The following is a 17,133-nucleotide window of genomic DNA, read 5'->3' as shown; positions in this document are numbered from 1 at the left end:
CTTGCAGCCATCATACCCGGCGATAGGGCAGATAGACCGGCTCCCACATGTGGTTGAGGATGTGCTGCTGCAGATCCTGCCCGATCAGCGGATGGGACGGATCCCGCCGCACTATGTCCTTGAGCACCGCCGTCGCCACGTGTACCGAGATGTTGCGCAGCTCGCGAATGCGCGGATAGACGGCCCCCTTGGCCAAGTCCACCTCGCTCACGCACTCCGCCAGCGCAAAGGCGGCGGTGGTGAAGATGTCCGGCGTGATCTCGCGGATCTGGCTGACGATGGCCGCCAGACCCACCCCCGGGAAGATGAAGACGTTGTTGCCCTGGCCGACCCGGAACTCCTGCCCTTCGTAGTGCACATCCTTGAACGGGCTGCCGGTGGCGACGATAGCCTTGCCCTTGCTCCAGCGATAGATGTCGTCCGGCAGCGCCTCGCAGTTGGCGGTCGGGTTGGAGAGCGGGAACACCATGGGGCGCGCGCAGTGTTTTTGCATCAGCTGCACGTGCTCCTCCTTGAAGGCGCCGCCCGAGCCGCTGGTGCCCAGCAGCACCGTGATCGGCACGTGGCGCAGCACGTCGGTCAGGTTGGCCTTGCCGGGCACCTCGGTGTCCCAGCCGGCCAGCAGCAGGCCCGGCTTGGCGTAGCGGCGCTTGTACTCGTCGAGCCCCTCGCGGTTGTCACACACCAGCCCCTGGGTATCCAGGATGTAGATGCGATCGCGGGCCGCCTGCGGATCCAGCCCTTCGCGGATCATGCCCGCGCAGATCTGATCCGCCACCCCGACCCCGCCGGCACCGGCGCCATAGACCAGGTAGTTCTGCTGGCCCAGGGTCTCGCCCTTGACCTTGACCGCCCCTATGATGCCCGCCAGCACCACGGCACCTGTGCCCTGGATGTCGTCGTTGAAGGACGGCAGCGACTGCTGATAGCGGGAGAGATTGTTGAAGGCGTTGGACTTGCTGAAGTCCTCCCACTGCAGCACGGCGTTCGGGAAGTGGCGCTTGACCCCGGCCACGAACTTGTCGATGAAGTCGTCGTACTCCTTGCCACGGATGCGCTTGTGGGGCTGACCCAGGTACATGGGATCATCCAGCAGCGCCTGATTGTCGGTGCCCACGTCGAGTGCGATGGGCAGGCAGCAGGCGGGGTGAATGCCGGCGGCCAGGGTATAGAGGGAGAGCTTGCCGATGGGAATCCCCATGCCGCCCACCCCCTGGTCACCGATCCCCAGGATCCCCTGACTGTCGGTCACGACGATGATGCGCACCGATTTGGCATCCAGCTGACGGGCCAGGGAGCCCATGTCATCGACGTTCTTCGGGGTGATGTAGAGGCCGCGCGCCTTCTGATAGCGGTGGCTGAACTCCTGACACGCCTTGCCCACGGTCGGGGTGTAGATGATGGGGGTCATCTCCTCCACATGGCGCGCCAGCAGGGCATAGAACAGGGTCTCGTTGCGATCCTGCAATGCCCGCAGGTTCTGATACTTCTCGATGTCGCTGCAGGCGCTCAGAAAGCCCTGATAGACCCGATCCAGCTGGGCTTCGAAGGTTTGCACCTGGGGAGGCAACAGGCCGTCGAGCTCGAAGTCGGCGCGCTCCTGTTCGGTAAAGGCGGTGCCCTTGTTGAGATTGCGATCGTTGAGCAGATCGGTGCCAGTCAGTGCAACGGGGCGAAAATCTTGTCCCTGTGCATCTTTCCACAGCAGATATTGTCCGGTAGCCATAGTCATTCTCTTTGATTTACGTGAAATTGCCGTTCGGCAGGAGAGCAAGACTCATAATGAAATCAATCATATGACGTTTGCCTGTTTAGTTTTGTGAGCTTGGGCATACCCTGCGGCCAAAATCCGCGCCGAGGCGGGCAATGGTCTCATACCGGCCACGCGCCACAGAGAGCGGCCAACTATGCTCAACAGCAGGCCACCGGCAGGGAGAGGTTCCCGGGGGCAGGAGAGAACAAACAGATGAGTGAAATCCTGATCGTCGATGACATGGCATCCAACCGCTACATCTTGCGCAGTCTGCTGGAAGAGGCGGGTTACCGGGTGCGGGAGGCCACCGACGGCCTGCAGGCGGTGGATGCCGCCACCGAGTTTCCCCCCGACCTGGTGCTGATGGACATCAACATGCCGGTGATGGACGGTTACGAGGCGTGCCGCCGCATCAAGCAGCTGCCGGGCCAGTGGTGCCTGCCGGTGCTCTTCATCAGCACCAACAGCGGGATCGGGGCGCTCGAGCAGGCCTTTCAGGCCGGCGGCTGCGACTATGTCTCCAAGCCGTTCCACCAGCTCGAGGTGCTGGCCCGGGTGCAAAACCAGCTGCGCCTCAAGGAGCTGGGGCGCCAGCAGGCCAAGGTACAGCTCTACCAGAGCCTGTTTCAGCTCACCGCCGGTATCGCCCACGAGATCAACACCCCCATCGGCATCGGCATCACCGCCTCCAGCCTCATTCACGGCGCCGGCGATCTGCTGGCCAGCGCGGTGCAAAACGGCATGCTGGGGCAGCGCCTGCTCCAGCAGCAGCTCACCGACATCAAGGAGGGCACTGAACTGGTGGAGTCCAGCCTGCGCCGGGTCGCCCTGCTGGTGACCCGCTTCAAGGAGCTGACCCGGGATCAGACCGAGCTGCCCGCCACCCCCTTCGCCGTACAGAAGAGCCTGCGCAAGCTGCTGCAGGCCTTCACCCCCGAGTTTCTCATCGCCAGGGTCAACGCCGATCTGGGCGGCGAGGAGGTCACCCTGACCGCCCCCGAGTCGCTGTTTCTCGACCTGGTGCAGGAGCTCATCAAGAACAGCATGGAGCACGCCTTCAAGGGGCCGGGGGAGCATTGCCTCTCCCTGCAGGTGGAGCGGGCCGGCAGCGAGCTGCTGCTGATCTACCGGGACAACGGCCCCGGCATGGCGGCCGAACAGCTGGCCCACCTGTTCGAGCCCTTCTTCACCACCCTGCGCGGTGACGCCCGCCACTGCGGGCTGAGCGCCTGTCGCATCCACAACCTGGTGGAAAACAACCTGCACGGTCAGCTCGCCGTCACCAGCCCGCCCGGCGAAGGGCTCTGCTACCGCATCCGGCTGCCGCTGCAGCCGCCGCTCTGAGCGGCAGACACAACAAAGGGGCGCCGCAGCGCCCCTTCTCTTTCATCCTGATGTCGCGGTCAGCTCCCGCCTGACTTGCCCGTTTCAGGCTGGTCGAGTTGATGCTTCACCTCTTCATACCAGAGGTCGTGGTGCTCCTTGGCCCAGGTCTCGTCCACCTCGCCGCTGATCATCCCCTCCAGCGCCCCTTCCAGCTGGAACAGGCCCATGTAGATATGGAAGATGAAACCGCAGATGAGGATGAGGGCGCCGACGATGTGGATGAAGCTGGCCCACTCCATCTGGCGGCGCAGCTGGCCGAAGATGGGGAAGTCCAGAAACAGCCCGGTCGCCACCACGATGCCGCCAAACCAGATCAGCAGCCAGAAGATCGCCTTCTCGCCGCCGTTGGAGAAGCCCGCCGAGGGGTGACTCCCCTTGTGGGGCCCCAGCATGCCGCCCGCCTTCATGAACCAGCGCACGTCCACCATGTTGACGATGTTGTGGCGAAACCACTTGATGAGCACTCCCATCAGGCAGAGGAAGAAGAGCGGCCCCACGTAGTTGTGGAACACCTTGGCGAACCAGATCCAGTTCTCCCACACCCCGATGCTCACCACCGGCTTGATGAAATGCTTGCCGTAGATGATGGCCAGCCCCGACCCGGACAGGGTCAGGAACATGCCCGCCGTGCTCCAGTGCAGCGCCCGATCGAGCCGGCTCCAGCGCTTGAGCTTGCGCCCGGTGCGCGGTTTGGAGAGCTTGGTCGGCCCCACCGCCCAGTACATCAGGCCGCACATGGCCAAGGAGCCGAAGATGGCGATGGCACCGAGCGGCGACACCCACTTGGTCTTCACCTCGAACCAGAGCTGGCCCGGCACCGAGATGAGCACCCCGTGCTCCGGCGAGCGGGAGGTGGTCACCCCCTCCTGCCCGTCCTTCACCGCCCGCCAATAGTCGGCGCCAGCAAAACCGACCGCCTCTTTTTCGGCGTCGGCGAAGCTGGCGGTACTCACCAGCAGCAGGGCGGCAAACAGGGCCATTAGCCAGGTTTTCATGCCGCCCCTCCCTTGCCCGCCTTGCTGGCGTCGTAAAACAGCTCTTCACCGCTGCCCCAGCCCGCTTCCTTGGCGCCGCGATAGGCGACCCGCTCTCGGAAGATGTCGGAGATGACCTGCGCATCCCCTGCCAGCAGCGCCTTGGTGGAGCAGAGCTCGGCACACATGGGCAGCTTGCCCTCGGCGATGCGGTTGGCACCGTACTTCTGACGCTCCGCCTCGCTGTGATCCTCTTCCGGGCCACCGGCGCAGAAGGTGCACTTGTCCATCTTGCCCCGATCGCCAAAGGCGGCGGTCTTCGGGAACTGGGGTGCCCCGAACGGGCAGGCAAACAGGCAGTAGCCGCAACCGATGCAGAGATCCTTGTTGTGCAGAACTATGCCGTCGTCGGTGTGATAGAAGCAGTCGGCCGGGCAGACCGCCATGCAGGGGGCGTCGGTGCAATGCATGCAGGCGACCGAGATGGAGGTCTCACCCGGCAGGCCGTCGTTGAGGGTTACCACCCGGCGGCGCTGGATGCCCCACTCGAGGGCATCGTCGTTCTCGTTCTTGCACGCCGTCACACAGCCGTTGCACTCGATGCAGCGCTTGGTGTCACACATGAATTTCATTCTGGCCATGAGATCAGGCTCCTACTTGGCGAAAACGGCACAGGGTGACCTTGGTCTCCTGCATCTGGGTGACCGGGTCATAACCATAGGTGGTGACTATGTTGACCGACTCCCCCAGCACATAGGGGTCTGACCCTTCCGGATATTTGGCGCGCAGATCCTGGCCCTCGAAGTGGCCACCGAAGTGGAACGGCATAAAGGCTAGCCCAGGTTTGACCCGCGGGGTCACCAGCGCCTTCACCTTAACCCTGCCCCCTTCCGGCCCCTCCACCCACACATCCTGACCGTCGCGCACGCCGACGTCGTTGGCATCCGCCGGGTTCATCTCGACGAACATCTCCTGCTGCAATTCAGCCAGCCAGGGGTTGGAGCGGGTCTCGTCACCGCCCCCCTCGTACTCCACCAGACGGCCGGAAGTGAGGATGATCGGGAACTCCTTGCTGACATCCTTCTCCTGCACCGAGGCGTACTGGGTCGGCAGGCGCCACAGGCTCTTGGCATCGGGCCAGGTTGCGTAGTCGGCCAAGAGATCCCGGCGCGGGGTGTAGAGCGGCTCGCGGTGCTTGGGCACCTGATCCGGGAAGGTCCACACCACGCAGCGCGCCTTGGCGTTGCCGTAGGGCACGAAGCCGTGCTTGATGGCGACCCGCTGGATGCCGCCAGAGAGATCGGTCTTCCAGTTCTTGCCCTCGGCCTCTTTCTTCTCGGCCTCGGTCAGCTCATCCCACCAGCCAAGCTGTTTCAGCAGGTCGGCTGTGATCTCGGGATAGCCATCCTCCACCTCGCTCCCCTTCGGCCAGGAGTCTTCGGCGAGCAGCGAGACGCCCTGGTACTCGATGCCGAAACGGGCGCGGAAACCGCCGCCCCCTTCCGAGACCGGAATGCTGGTGTCGTAGAGGATATGGCTGCCGGGGTGCTTCATCTCCGGGGTGCCCCAGCAGGGCCAGGGCAGACCGTACACTTCGCCACTGACCGGGCCGCCCTCGGCCTTGAGATTGGTCTTGTGGAAGGTGTGCCAGTTCTGCTGGTGCGCCTTGAGCCGCTCCGGGCTCTGACCGGTGTAGCCCACGCTCCACATGCCGCGGTTGTATTCGCGGGTGATGTCTTCCAAGAGCGGTTCGTTGTTCTCCACCTTGATGTGCTTGAACAGCTCATCGGCAAAGCCAAGCTTCTTGCTCAGCAGATACATGATCTCGTGGTCGACCTTGGATTCGAACAGGGGTTCTATCACCTTGTCGCGCCACTGCATGGAGCGGTTGGTGGCGGTGACGGAACCATAGGTCTCGAACTGGGTGGTGGCCGGCAGCAGGTAGACGCCGTCGGTACGATCGTTCATGACGGCAGCGACCGTGGGGTACGGGTCGACAATCACCATCATGTCGAGCTTTTGCATCGCCTTCTTCATCTCGGGGCCGCGGGTCTGGGAGTTGACCGCATGGCCCCAGTAGAACATGGCGCGGATATTGGAGCCCTGCTCGATGAGATCGGCGTTCTCCAGCACCCCATCCACCCAGCGGGAGACCGGGATACCATTGTTGTTCATCGGCAGCTTGCCGTTGTAGGCCTTGTTGTCAAAACGTGCCTTGATCCACTCGTAATCGACGTCCCACACCCGGGCCCAGTGCTTCCATGAGCCCTCTTCCAGCCCGTAGTAACCGGGCAGAGAGTCGGAGGTGACGCCAAAGTCGGTGGCACCCTGCACGTTGTCGTGACCACGGAAGATGTTGGTGCCTGCCCCGCTCTTGCCCACGTTGCCGAGGGCCAGTTCGAGGATGCAGTAAGCGCGGGTGTTGTTGTTGCCGGTGGTGTGCTGGGTGCCACCCATGCACCAGACCACGCAGCCGGGGCGGTTGTCGGCCAGCAGCTTGGCGGCGCCATGAACCTGCTGTTCGTTGAGACCGGTCACCCGCTCCACTTCGGCCGGGGTCCAGCGCGCCACCTCTTTTTGCACCTCGTCCATGCCGTAGACACGGGTGCGGATGAACTCCTTGTCTTCCCAGCCGTTCTTGAAGATGTGCCAGAGCATGCCCCAGATAAAGGCGACGTCGGTGCCCGGACGCAGGGAGAGGTACATGTCCGCCTTGGCAGCGGTGCGGGTACGACGCGGGTCGACCACCAGGATCTTGCAGCCGTTGCGCTCTTTTGCCAGCAGGATGTGCTGCATGGCGACCGGGTGGGCCTCCGCCGGGTTGGAGCCGATGAACATGATCGACTTGCTGTTGTGCATGTCGTTCAGGCTGTTGGTCATGGCGCCGTAGCCCCAGGTGTTGGCGACACCAGCCACCGTGGTGGAGTGGCAGATGCGCGCCTGGTGATCCACGTTGTTGGTGCCCCACAGGGACGCCATCTTGCGAAACAGGTAGGCCTGCTCGTTGGAGTGCTTGGCGGAGCCGAGCCAGTAGACGCTGTCGGGGCCGGACTCCTTGCGAAGGCGCAGCACTTCATTGCCCACCTCTTCGATGGCCTGCTCCCAGCTCAGACGCTGCCACTTACCGCCCACCAGCTTCATCGGGTACTTGAGGCGACGCTCGCCGTGGCCGTGCTCGCGCAGGGCCGCCCCCTTGGCGCAGTGACCGCCCAAGTTGAAGGGGTGATCGAAAGCGGGCTCCTGACCGGTCCAGACGCCGTTTTGCACCTCGGCATAGACGCCGCAGCCCACCGAGCAGTGGGAGCAGATGGTGCGCTTTACCTCGACCGGCACGTCAGCCGCCACGGTTTTGGCCTCGGCCCGTTGCATCATGGCAGGGGCCAGCCAGCCGGCCGCCACGGCACCACCGGCCACCAGACCTGAGTTGACCATAAAGGCGCGACGGGTCAGCCCCTGACCGCGAGCGGCCCCATTGCTTTGCAAGCTGCCCTGCTCGCCCGCCTGGGGCTGCTCGGCACGTTTCGTCAGTTTCATGAGTTCTCCTTCACTGAGTCGGCTCAGTCGGTGCCGCGCAGGGTGCGATAAAAGTCGTGAACATGGGGGGTCTCCCGATAGCCCTTGTCGGGCTCGGTGTCGTGGGTCAGTACCTCCTTGCCCACCACCCGGCCGGTGGCACCGGCCAGCACGCCTATGGTGGCAACCACCCCCACCCCCTTGATCAGATTGCGGCGGGACGGGTCTTTCAGCTGTTCATCGCTCATCTTTCTGTGACCTCTGTTGTTATGGTCGGCTGCGGTGAGCCGGTTTTGCTATGAGTGGGTGGCGCAGCGTCATGGCTGCGTCACCACCGGGCTGCCAAAGGGCAGGCGCAGTTCCTGTTCCAGTTTGAAAAAGTCTTCGGCAAGCGCCCCGACCGCCCGGTAGAAGCTGCCCCCTTTCGCCTGTTGCTGATCGCGGCAGCAGGCGAGTACCCAGGGGGCAAGGTGGCGTTCGTAGAAGCGGTTGCGATCCGGGTGCTGCTCGGCAATCAGTACCGCCATCACCTCACAGAGGGCGGCCAGGTGATCTTCCGGCTCACACACTCCGCTCTGGCGCTCGAAACCGAGCGACTGCAGGTCGGCGCGCAGCACCGCCAGTGGCAGCTCCATCAGGGAGCCGGTGAGATACCAGGAGGCAAACGGCACTATTTCCCCGCGCCCCAGCCCGATAAAGAGATCCTGGTACTCCTCGGCAAGCTCATTCTCGTGGTGGCTGCTGGCCGCCAGTTGCACCAGCCCCAACCCTCTGGCAAAGGGGCCGGGCATGGCTTGCAGGCCTTGCAGCCAGGCGAGTTGCTCGCCACGGGGGGCGGCGCGCCAGAGGCTCGCCAGCAGGGCGTACATGTCGGCGCTATTGCGATCCAGGTCGGTCATTGCCGGCGCCTCCGGGTAGTCATTGCGTTGTTCAGTCATCAGAGTCCCCTCACACCTTGAGCTGGGAGACGGGATCCGCCGCCAGCGCCGCAAACACATCCTTGACCCGGCAGTCTTCACACATCAGCAGCCGCTGGGCGGCCTCGTTCTGGAAGTGGGAGTGACCGGCCAGTTTCTGCTGGATGCGGCGGATAAGGGAGGCCGGCGCGAACGGCTTGGCGCAGCGAATGCAGCAGGCCGCCTCTTCGGCTTTGAGGCTCTGCACGGCGCGGCGCGCCTCGGGCACGGGTTGCAGGCGGGGCACCAGCACGATGGCCTGCTCGGGGCACGCCTTTTCGCACATGCCGCACTGGATGCAGTCTTGCTCGATAAAGTTGAGACCGGGGGCATGGCCCACCGCATGCAGGGCGCGGCTCGGGCAGACCGCCACGCAGCCCATGCAGAGGGTGCAGTCAGCGTCTTTGAGCTCGACGCTGCCGTAAGGGGCGCCGTGGGGCACCGTCAGCGGCTCGCGGCCGCCATTGTTGGCTTGCCAAAGCGCATCGAAGGCGGCGAACAGGTTCTCCCGCTTGTCCCCTTTCAGCGGCTTGTCCAGCAGGGCAACGGCTGGCTCACAGAAGAGCGGCTTATCTAGTTCGACATCCGGGTTAAACAGGGCGATGCGATCGGCAGCAAGGCCGGCGCCCGCCAGCAGCACGGCGGCGCTCGCCAGCTCCCGCTCAACCAGCGCGCGGACGCTGGCGGGGGCATCGTCACCGAGCGCAATGCGCACCGCACTGGCGCTATAGGCAAGGGCGGCGAACCAGCTCTCGATGCCTAGACTCGCGCTCTCCTCCACCCAGACCGGCAGCCAGTTGGCGGGCAAACGGGTAAGTTCCGTTTCCACCCATTCCCGCTCGCTTTCACCGGCGATCAGCAGTTGCGGCGCGTCGCCCCCCGCCTCCCGGTAGTGCTTGAGCAAACGGAACAGATAGTCGCCGCTGGTATTGGCATCGGGCTGGTGATAGGCAATCGCCCCGGTCGGACAGGCCGAGGCGCAGCTGCCAAAGCCCTGACAGAGATGGGGATCGATCTGGATGCGCCCATTGATGGGCTTGAGCGCATCGGTCGGGCAGACATCGAGACAGCGGCTGCAACCGGGCACGCCGCGGGCGGTAAAGGCGCAGGCCTCGGGGTCCAGGCGAAAATAGCGCGGCTTGTCGAAGATACCGGTCAGCGCACAAAGTTCGGTGAGCCGTTCGGCCAGCCCTTGATCATCGGAGAGATGCAGATAACCGACCGGCGGACGCTCCAGCGCAAAGAGCGGGGCGCGGCCCAGATCGGCAACCAGATCGAAGCACGGTTCGCTACCGACCGTCGCTTGTTGTGGAAAACAGAGCGCAGCCAGAGAAATACGCTCACCCTGACCATTGAGGCCGGTGAGCTGGAACTGGCCGAGATACCCGGTCAGGCTCGGCTCGCGCAGGGTCAGGGCATCCAGGGTGGCGGTAGCCTCGAAGATGGCCTCGAGATCCGCCGCCTCGGCATCGTGGACCGACTCGGTCACCAGCAGGGTCGGCATCACGCCTTGGGGCAGCAGGCTGGCGGCGCGGCGAATGCTGTCTTCCGGGCCGACCAGCAGCAGGCGCCCCTGACTCTGGTAAGAGACGGTGGCCGGAATCAAGTTGTCGGTCTTGACCGTATGCTGCAGGGCATGGGCGCGGGCACGTTCGTTGCGCGCGGCCACGCCATCGGCGGTCAGAGTTGTGACGGATGTTGTTATGGGTTGTTCGATGCTCACATGCACTCCTGTGCGCGCCACCTCGTGGGATGGCGTGCTTGTTGGTCAGCTGGGAGAGCAAGAGCCGAGCCAACTCCCCCAGGAAAAAAGTGACTGGCAGGGAGTCAGGATCCCAAATGCTCCATTCCCCCACCCTTGGTTGGGACATTTTGTCCATCATGGTCAACCAAAATGTCCCGATCGTCGGTGGGGGTTTGAGAATGGTTATCAGCCAACCCTTGCGGCTCGCTGGTTATGGCCGTGGCGGCCACCGTCGCCGGTTCGGGTGCGGCGGAGGATAAGTGAGGCGCTTCGTCATCCGGCGCCGTCGCCTGCTCCACCAGCCAGTTGCGCAGCCCGGCGCTCAGGGCTGCTGGCAGCAATTCGGGCTGGCTGAAATCCTGGGTGTAGTCGTCGAGCCCATCCGGCTTGTGGCTGCGAAACATGGCCCGCAGCGCCTCCTTGTTGGGGAGTGCCGGCTTCTCTGAGGAGGCCATTTGGGGTTCTGATCCGCGCGGCTTGTCCCCTTCGAGGGGGAGAGGAACATCACTCCCCTTGTCAGTGCTGACTACGCGGCCATCCAGCTCCGTATCTGGCATTTCACCTTCGCAATGGCCTTCGATAGGGGCGGCAACAGTCTCGGAAATGACCTCTTCCCGTGGCTGCAATACCTGATGCTTGCGCGCCTCACTCTTGCGCGACGACCAGCGCTTGAGGAACTCACTCATGGGCGCTGTTTCCGGCCTTGTTTCCGGCACTGGCTCCGGCGTCGCTGCCACGCTCGCGACCATCGGGGCCGGTGGCCTTGACGGCGCCGCAGCTGGCTTGATCCTGGCTATCGACCCCCAGCTGATCCTGCGCCCGCCCCTTGCCCTTCTTGCCCTTGCGACGGGCCTCCAGCAGCTCGCCGTGACGACCGATAAAGGCCTCCACCCAGGCTTGCAGCGCTTCGGGCAGCGGGCAGGAGAGCACCTGCCGCTCGCCATCCATATAGGCGGCGGCCACGGTCTGACTCAGGGTGAGGCCATCGGCCACAAAGCCACTGTCCACGCGGCTTCCGGTGACAAAGAGGCGGGGCGAGCCGGAGCTCAAATTGAAGCGATAATCCCCCCGCTCATCGCGAAACAGGGTAAGGGGCAAGGCACCGGCAGCCTCGGGCTCGGCGGGATGGAGCGCCGCAATCTCGAAACGGCGGCTCTGCCAGCGGCCAACCTGGCTGTCGATGGCCTTTAACTCCAGCTGCAGCCAGCGCTGCGGGGAGAGGGGTTTGGTTGTCTCTTGCACTGTCACGGCTCCCATCAGAAGGTCTCTGCCGGGCCGCCCTCCCCCGTGAACCACCCCGTTCGGGGCGGATCGCAGCAGGAGATTCATGGCGGCCACGGCCATCAATGGGATAAGACTTAGCAAGAGTGGGGCCAAGGCGGGTCTGGTGGCCGATGGGGGCTTTGATGCGGGTTGGGACGTCGTGCGGAGTATGGGTTGGCGCGGGCGTAGGTTGGTGCTGAGCGCAGCGAAGCCCAATATGCGGAGTAAGAGTAATCCGCCAGAGCCTGATTGAGGGAATAGCAATAATCGAATAATGCTGAATTATCCGATTATTGCCTTTGGAAATTGCTCGCGGTAAACGTTGGGCTTTACCGGGTTTAACACCGGCCTAAGATTTAGCTCAACATGAGAAGTTGCATATAGAAGATACTTTATTGATTTTTTTCTCCGAGTTTTCCCAATACATAATTAACGAATGCGCTGCACGCGACAAGCATAAATTTTGCGTCACTGTAGCTAATTTTACTTTCCTCCAGCAAAGCATGCCTTATCCCATCAGAGTCACTAGTGTATCCATATAGACTTGAAAGTGCTCTCTTGAAAGCCGGGTGTAAATTATGTTTGCTTTCTATTGTATTTAATGCAACTCCCAGAGTCGCTTTAGGATCACCTGACACCGCCATACAAATTGATTCCACGGCGCTAATTGATTCTTTTACTGAGTTTCTAAAATCTGGCGATTTACGATCAGACAAATATTCTACCGCTGTTTGTAAGTGCTTATTGGCCCCAGTGTACTTTGTTGTAGTATTTATCGCTAAATCAACACTCTCGAGCTCCTCTGCATTTGTTATATCGGTAAGTTGCTCACCAACAAAGCGATAGCCAGATAATTCTTTTTCTAATATATGGTTACAAAAAACAATAAAGTTTTTTGAAAGACTATCAGGGCAATTCTGAGCTGTGAATTCAATAAAGTCATACGCTTCATACCATTCACATTCAAAAAAATATTTTCTTACTTTACCATGAGCATCATCGAAATAACCCGGAAGATTATCTAGAGGGTATTTAAAGTAATCATGCCAATACAACTGAAATAAACCATATAAATTAGTATTATTGAATGATGTATTGTAGTGGTTATATTGAATTTCCTCCCAAATGTTTATGTGCATTGCATTCCATAACCCATACCTGAGTGCATCATCCATACTGTTTTTTTGAACTGTGTCACGAATAACTGTCAACCCTTTACGCTTCGAAAATAACATACACCCCCCAGGACAGATCACTAACATGAAACATAAAAACAAAAGTGTCATCATGCTATAAATAATTAACATTTTGTCCAGATAATTTTCCTATTCTTTTTATGACTCTCGAATTTACATTGAGTTGAGATCTATAAGTTCATAACCATGTCTATTCAAGCAATAATCTGGAACAAAACTTGCTGTATCTCTCCCCTTAGATCCCGGCAACCGGTCGCGAGGGGCCCATGACACCGACCTTTATCAAAAGCAATGCAGCCGCCCAGCTCACCATGGCCGTCGAGGTGATGGATGAACAGGGCACGCTGCAAACCCGCCAAATCGCCTGTGAGCGGCCACTGACGGTCTACCTCAACTGGAAGGAGATAGTAACCCTGATGACGCTGGGGGCCCGCCCCGAGGCGCTGGTGCTGGGTTATCTGAAAAATCAGGGCTTTATCGAGGATATTGCAGCCATCGAGTCGGTGATTGTCGACTGGGAGAGCGAGGCCGCCGCCGTGGTGAGCAGCCAGCAGGCCGACGATCTCGACAAATCCTTGGAGAAGAAGACGGTCACCTCCGGCTGCGGTCAGGGCACCATGTATGGCAGCGTGATGAAGAAGCTCGAAGGGGTGGTCTTGGCGGCGCCCGAGCTTAAACAGAGCACCCTCTATGCCCTGCTCAAGGCGCTGTCGGCCCATAACGAAACCTACAAGATGGCGGGCGCCGTCCATGGCTGTGCCATCTGCCGTGGCGCCGAAATCCTCTCCTTTGTCGAAGATGTGGGGCGCCACAATGCGGTGGATACCCTGGCGGGCGAGCTCTGGATGCGCGGCGAGGCTGGCCACGACAAGATCTTCTACACCACAGGGCGGCTCACCTCGGAGATGGTGATCAAGGTGGCGCAGATGGGCATTCCGGTGCTGCTGTCGCGCTCCGGCGTCACCCAGATGGGGCTGGATCTCGCCCGCCAGCTCGGCATCACCATGATTGCCCGCGCCAAGGGGCGCCACTTCGAGGTATTCAGCGGCCACGACCATCTCGTGCTGGACGAGAAGCCGCCGGTGCTGGCGCCAAGTTCGGCCGGTCGCGGGATGCGGGATTAAGCCATGAACGAGTTGATGAGTGCCGAACAGATCGCCTTGTATCTCGATCAGACCAGCCAGAGGGCCAAACGCAAGCCATGAACGAGTTTATGAATGTGAAGCAGGTGGCCGAATACCTCGATCTCAACGAGAAGAAGGTCTACCAGCTCGCCAACGAGGCGCGCATCCCCGCTACCAAGGCGACCGGCAAGTGGCTGTTTCCGCGATCCCTGCTCGATCGCTGGCTGCTCGGCAGCTGCCACGAGGGGGTGATGAACGACCGGCTACTGCTGGCGGGCTCGGACGATGTGCTGCTGCACTACGCCAGCAGTCGTTTGGCCCAGCAGCTCGGCACCCAGGCACTGGTGGGCTACACCCCGTGCGGCACCCGCCAGGGGCTGGCGATGCTGGCGCGCGGCCACGTGGATCTCTGCGCCATCCACTGGGGCCAGGCCGAAGAGGCCCACCTGCGCCACCCCGCGCTGGTGCAGCAGTATCAGGGTCACCGGCAATGGGTGATCGTTCATGGATTTCGCCGGGTGCAGGGGCTGGTGCTGCGGCAAGGGCTGCAACCCAAGGAGGCGAAAGAGGCGCTCGACTGGCGCTGGGCCATGCGCCAGGAGGGGGCCGGCAGCCAGCGCGCCCTGCAGGAGTGGCTGCAAACCCAGGGGGAGTCGCTGACCCGGCTGGAGCGCACCCTCGAGGTCAACAGCGAGCGGGAGCTGGCCGCCGCCATCAGCCGGGGCGATGCGGACGTCGGGCCCGGCGCCCAGAGCACCGCCACCGAGTTTGGCCTCGACTTCATGCCGCTCTCCCAGGAGTGCTTCGATCTGGTGATGCCGCAGGGGGTCTTCTTTCGCACCCTGCTGCAACAGCTGATCGGCTGGCTGCAATCCCCCGAGGGGCGCGAGCTGGCGGCCCGCCTCGGCGGCTATGACCTGAGCCAGAGCGGCAAGCTGGTGTGGAGCCCGCAGTAAGTATCCCCTCACCTACCTGCAAAAAAGCCCGCCAAGATTGGTGGGCTTTTTTGTGCCCCACTCTGAAGCTCAACAATCACCCCCTCCCCATTGAGGGCAATGCGCGCCCTTCAAGTCCGGCGGGCTTTTTTGTGACTGGCGTGGTTAAGGCGGGTGGTCGCCACCGGCCTCACGCCCCTCGGCGTTGAGGGCGATGCGCCACCCCTCCAGCCGGTCGCGCTCGCCGCCGCTGGCCAGCCGGGCGTGGCTGCGCAGGCGGATGGTAAAGCAGCTGCCCTGCCCCGGGGTGGAGTCTACCAACAGCTCCCCGCCCCAGCGGCTGATGATGCGGTGGCTCAGGGCCAGCCCCAGCCCGGTGCCGGTGGCGCGGGTGGTGAAGAAAGGGTCGAAGATCTTGTCGATGATGGCCGCCTCGATGCCGCTGCCATTGTCGATGACCCGCACCTCGGCCCCTTGCAACTGGCCGGCGCCATCCAGCCAGTCGCAGCTCTCGACCCGGATCTCCCCCTGCTCCCCCAGCGCATGGCTGGCGTTGACCAAGAGGTTGATCAGCACCTGCAGCAGCTGCTGGCGATCCGCCTCGATGGGCTGCTGAGCCCTGAGATCGGCCACCAGGTTCACCTGCTGCTGGCGCAGGGCGGAGCGCACCAAGGTCAGGCTCTCCTCGATGATGGGGGTGAGGTGCTGCCACACCGGCGCCGTCTCGTAGTCGCCGGGACGGGAATATTGCAGCAGGCTGCGGGTGATGGCGCGAATGCGCTCGATCTGGGCCAGCACCAGCGCCAGCTCCTCGCTGACCGGCGCGGCCGCCTCCCCCAGCTCCAGCTTCATCAGCTCCACGTTGCCGAGGATCACCGCCAGCGGATTGTTGATCTCGTGGGCCACCCCGGCGCAGAGCTCGCCGAGGGCCGCCAGCTTCTCGCTGATCAGCAGCTGCTGGCGGGCCTGGGTCAGCATGTGGATGTGGTGTTCGAGCTCGGCGGTCTTCTGCTCAAGGCTCTGGGTGCGCTCGGCCACCTTCTGCTCCAGCTCGTCGGCGCTGCGGGCCAGCTGCTGCTGGTGCGCCGCCTGCTGGTCCAGCATGGCGTCGAACTGGCGACCGAGCTGGGCCAGCTCGTGATCGGGGTCGAGGGCCAGCACGCCGATGCGGGCCGGCTGACCCGCCTGCACCTGACGCACCACCTTGTGCATCCGCTCGATGGGGGTGAACAAGTCCCGCGCGCCGCGATAGACCAGCAGACCGGAGAGCAGCAGCAACACCACCACGCCGGAGCCCAGCTCCAGCAGGTTGGTGAGGTAGGTGCGGATGATCGGCCACTCGAGAAAACCGACGTAGAGCATGCCGATGCGCTCGCCATTGGCGCCCAAGAGCGGCTCGTAGCCCGACACATACCAGGCGTCGTGGACGAAGGCGCGATCAATCCAGGGCTCACCGCGTCCCAGCACCTGCTCGCGCACCGGTGCCGACACCCGGGTGCCAACCGCCCGCCCCAGCTGGCGACTGCTGCTGGCGGGCACGTTGGTGCTCACCCGCAGATCGCCGAGAAACAGGGTGACGGTGCCGATGCTGCCGGCCGGCAGGGTGTTCTTGGCAAACACCTGGCCCTTGAGCTCGTCCACCAGCCGGGTGCTGCCGTTGATGAGCTCGCCCCCCTCCAGCACGCCCCAGAGGCTGCCGTCCCGCCCCATCACCGGGGTCAGCGAGAGGCTGACCAGGCCGCGGGTCTCCTGCCCCGCCACCGGATCATATTCCCGCTCCAGCACGGCGCGGCTGGCCAGCGCCGGCGAGAGCGCCAGCAGTTGCTCCCGCGACCAGACCACGAAGTGGCTGACGCTGCGCCCGGCGGCGAGGGCCGCACGATCCTGCGCTGGCAGCAGATCCAGCTCGCTACCGCTGCGCAGGCGCAAAAAATCGAGGCCGTAGTTGGCGGCCAGCGGCATCACCCATTGGCGCAAGCGGGCGGGGGATTCGCGCAGCTGCAGCTGGAAGGCCCAGGCATCGCGCAGGTGTTCGAGGTGCTCGGCCTGGCGCTGCTGCTGCACGCTCACCGCGTGGTGGGCCACGCCAAGGTCGCTGCGCACCGTGGTGAGCAGGTTCTGCCAGCTGTAGGTGAGGGTCCAGTAGAGGGTGAGCCCGATCATGCCGGCCAGGGTCAGCATGATGGGTACCGAGGTGAGCAGCAGCAGACGCCAGCGCACCTTGGTTCTGAGCAACCCCGGGATCTGCGCCAGCCTCATGACTCACTCCGGCGGCAAGGGGCGAGCCGG

General features: G+C 62.8%; 14 protein-coding genes. 3 read left to right on the top strand and 11 right to left on the bottom strand.

Features of this window, described 5'->3' with window-relative positions:
- Positions 1-10: 10 nt before the first annotated feature.
- Positions 11-1,726 (bottom strand): NAD-dependent malic enzyme, encoded by a 1,716-nt coding sequence (locus OKC29_RS19110; protein WP_011706852.1) that lies wholly within the window; start codon positions 1,724-1,726, stop codon positions 11-13.
- Positions 1,727-1,966: 240 nt separating this feature from the next.
- On the opposite strand from OKC29_RS19110, the gene OKC29_RS19105 reads away from it, so the two are divergent.
- Positions 1,967-3,097, top strand: a complete 1,131-nt coding sequence (locus OKC29_RS19105) for a hybrid sensor histidine kinase/response regulator (protein ID WP_045789291.1) — start codon at positions 1,967-1,969, stop codon at positions 3,095-3,097.
- A gap of 59 nt (positions 3,098-3,156) precedes the next feature.
- Here the strand turns inward: OKC29_RS19105 and OKC29_RS19100 are convergent, their stop codons facing one another.
- The 9 genes from OKC29_RS19100 to OKC29_RS19060 all read right to left on the bottom strand — a co-directional run bounded on the left by OKC29_RS19100 (position 3,157) and on the right by OKC29_RS19060 (position 12,824).
- Complete coding sequence (locus tag OKC29_RS19100) at positions 3,157-4,134, bottom strand: formate dehydrogenase subunit gamma (RefSeq protein WP_073351135.1); 978 nt, start codon at positions 4,132-4,134, stop codon at positions 3,157-3,159.
- Entirely contained in the window at positions 4,131-4,754 is a 624-nt protein-coding gene (gene fdh3B / locus OKC29_RS19095) for a formate dehydrogenase FDH3 subunit beta (RefSeq protein ID WP_011706855.1), read from the bottom strand. The genes OKC29_RS19100 and fdh3B overlap by 4 nt, the downstream gene beginning before the upstream one ends.
- A 4-nt stretch (positions 4,755-4,758) precedes the next feature.
- Positions 4,759-7,647 (bottom strand): formate dehydrogenase subunit alpha, encoded by a 2,889-nt coding sequence (locus OKC29_RS19090; RefSeq protein WP_073351137.1) that lies wholly within the window; start codon positions 7,645-7,647, stop codon positions 4,759-4,761.
- A gap of 23 nt (positions 7,648-7,670) precedes the next feature.
- Positions 7,671-7,874 (bottom strand): transcriptional initiation protein Tat, encoded by a 204-nt coding sequence (locus OKC29_RS19085; RefSeq protein WP_005303194.1) that lies wholly within the window; start codon positions 7,872-7,874, stop codon positions 7,671-7,673.
- A gap of 69 nt (positions 7,875-7,943) precedes the next feature.
- Positions 7,944-8,564 (bottom strand): TorD/DmsD family molecular chaperone, encoded by a 621-nt coding sequence (locus OKC29_RS19080; protein ID WP_017409114.1) that lies wholly within the window; start codon positions 8,562-8,564, stop codon positions 7,944-7,946.
- Positions 8,565-8,574: 10 nt separating this feature from the next.
- On the bottom strand, positions 8,575-10,305 hold the full coding sequence (locus OKC29_RS19075; RefSeq protein WP_073351138.1) for a 4Fe-4S dicluster domain-containing protein: 1,731 nt from the start codon (positions 10,303-10,305) through the stop codon (positions 8,575-8,577).
- A gap of 104 nt (positions 10,306-10,409) precedes the next feature.
- Positions 10,410-11,012, bottom strand: a complete 603-nt coding sequence (locus OKC29_RS19070; protein WP_164470744.1) for a DUF3306 domain-containing protein — start codon at positions 11,010-11,012, stop codon at positions 10,410-10,412.
- Positions 11,005-11,583 carry a DUF3305 domain-containing protein gene (locus OKC29_RS19065; RefSeq protein WP_073351141.1) on the bottom strand — a complete coding sequence of 193 codons (579 nt, stop codon included), beginning with the start codon at positions 11,581-11,583 and terminating at the stop codon, positions 11,005-11,007. Before OKC29_RS19065 ends, OKC29_RS19070 begins: the two co-directional genes overlap by 8 nt.
- 398 nt (positions 11,584-11,981) lie before the next feature.
- The gene (locus tag OKC29_RS19060) at positions 11,982-12,824 is read right to left on the bottom strand and encodes an AbiJ-NTD4 domain-containing protein (protein ID WP_073352541.1); all 843 of its coding nucleotides are present in this window, start codon (positions 12,822-12,824) and stop codon (positions 11,982-11,984) included.
- Positions 12,825-13,051: 227 nt separating this feature from the next.
- Between OKC29_RS19060 and OKC29_RS19055 the strand changes: the two genes are divergently transcribed.
- The gene (locus OKC29_RS19055; protein ID WP_073351145.1) at positions 13,052-13,909 is read left to right on the top strand and encodes a formate dehydrogenase accessory sulfurtransferase FdhD; all 858 of its coding nucleotides are present in this window, start codon (positions 13,052-13,054) and stop codon (positions 13,907-13,909) included.
- Between the two features lie 89 nt (positions 13,910-13,998).
- On the top strand, positions 13,999-14,865 hold the full coding sequence (locus OKC29_RS19050; protein ID WP_162275750.1) for a helix-turn-helix transcriptional regulator: 867 nt from the start codon (positions 13,999-14,001) through the stop codon (positions 14,863-14,865).
- 144 nt (positions 14,866-15,009) lie between these two features.
- Here OKC29_RS19050 and OKC29_RS19045 read toward each other — a convergent pair whose 3' ends face one another.
- Positions 15,010-17,103: a sensor histidine kinase gene (locus OKC29_RS19045; RefSeq protein ID WP_073351146.1), complete on the bottom strand. Its 2,094-nt coding sequence runs from the start codon at positions 17,101-17,103 to the stop codon at positions 15,010-15,012.
- Positions 17,104-17,133: the final 30 nt, after the last annotated feature.

It is taken from the genome of Aeromonas sp. QDB34 (assembly GCF_027705405.1).
In the GTDB taxonomy this organism is placed as follows: Bacteria; Pseudomonadota; Gammaproteobacteria; order Enterobacterales; family Aeromonadaceae; genus Aeromonas; species Aeromonas hydrophila.
This window is presented reverse-complemented; position numbering and strand designations above follow the sequence as displayed.

Excerpts from the sequence above, each read along its gene's own strand:
- OKC29_RS19105 (WP_045789291.1), top strand. The coding sequence starts at position 1,967 with ATGAGTGAAATCCTGATCGTCGATGACATGGCATCCAACCGCTACATC.
- OKC29_RS19060 (WP_073352541.1), bottom strand. The coding sequence starts at position 12,824 with ATGTTATTTTCGAAGCGTAAAGGGTTGACAGTTATTCGTGACACAGTT.
- OKC29_RS19110 (WP_011706852.1), bottom strand. The coding sequence starts at position 1,726 with ATGGCTACCGGACAATATCTGCTGTGGAAAGATGCACAGGGACAAGAT.
- OKC29_RS19100 (WP_073351135.1), bottom strand. The coding sequence starts at position 4,134 with ATGAAAACCTGGCTAATGGCCCTGTTTGCCGCCCTGCTGCTGGTGAGT.
- OKC29_RS19050 (WP_162275750.1), top strand. The coding sequence starts at position 13,999 with ATGAATGTGAAGCAGGTGGCCGAATACCTCGATCTCAACGAGAAGAAG.
- OKC29_RS19080 (WP_017409114.1), bottom strand. The coding sequence starts at position 8,564 with ATGACTGAACAACGCAATGACTACCCGGAGGCGCCGGCAATGACCGAC.
- OKC29_RS19090 (WP_073351137.1), bottom strand. The coding sequence starts at position 7,647 with ATGAAACTGACGAAACGTGCCGAGCAGCCCCAGGCGGGCGAGCAGGGC.
- OKC29_RS19065 (WP_073351141.1), bottom strand. The coding sequence starts at position 11,583 with ATGGGAGCCGTGACAGTGCAAGAGACAACCAAACCCCTCTCCCCGCAG.
- OKC29_RS19070 (WP_164470744.1), bottom strand. The coding sequence starts at position 11,012 with ATGAGTGAGTTCCTCAAGCGCTGGTCGTCGCGCAAGAGTGAGGCGCGC.
- fdh3B (WP_011706855.1), bottom strand. The coding sequence starts at position 4,754 with ATGGCCAGAATGAAATTCATGTGTGACACCAAGCGCTGCATCGAGTGC.
- OKC29_RS19045 (WP_073351146.1), bottom strand. The coding sequence starts at position 17,103 with ATGAGGCTGGCGCAGATCCCGGGGTTGCTCAGAACCAAGGTGCGCTGG.
- OKC29_RS19055 (WP_073351145.1), top strand. The coding sequence starts at position 13,052 with ATGACACCGACCTTTATCAAAAGCAATGCAGCCGCCCAGCTCACCATG.
- OKC29_RS19085 (WP_005303194.1), bottom strand. The coding sequence starts at position 7,874 with ATGAGCGATGAACAGCTGAAAGACCCGTCCCGCCGCAATCTGATCAAG.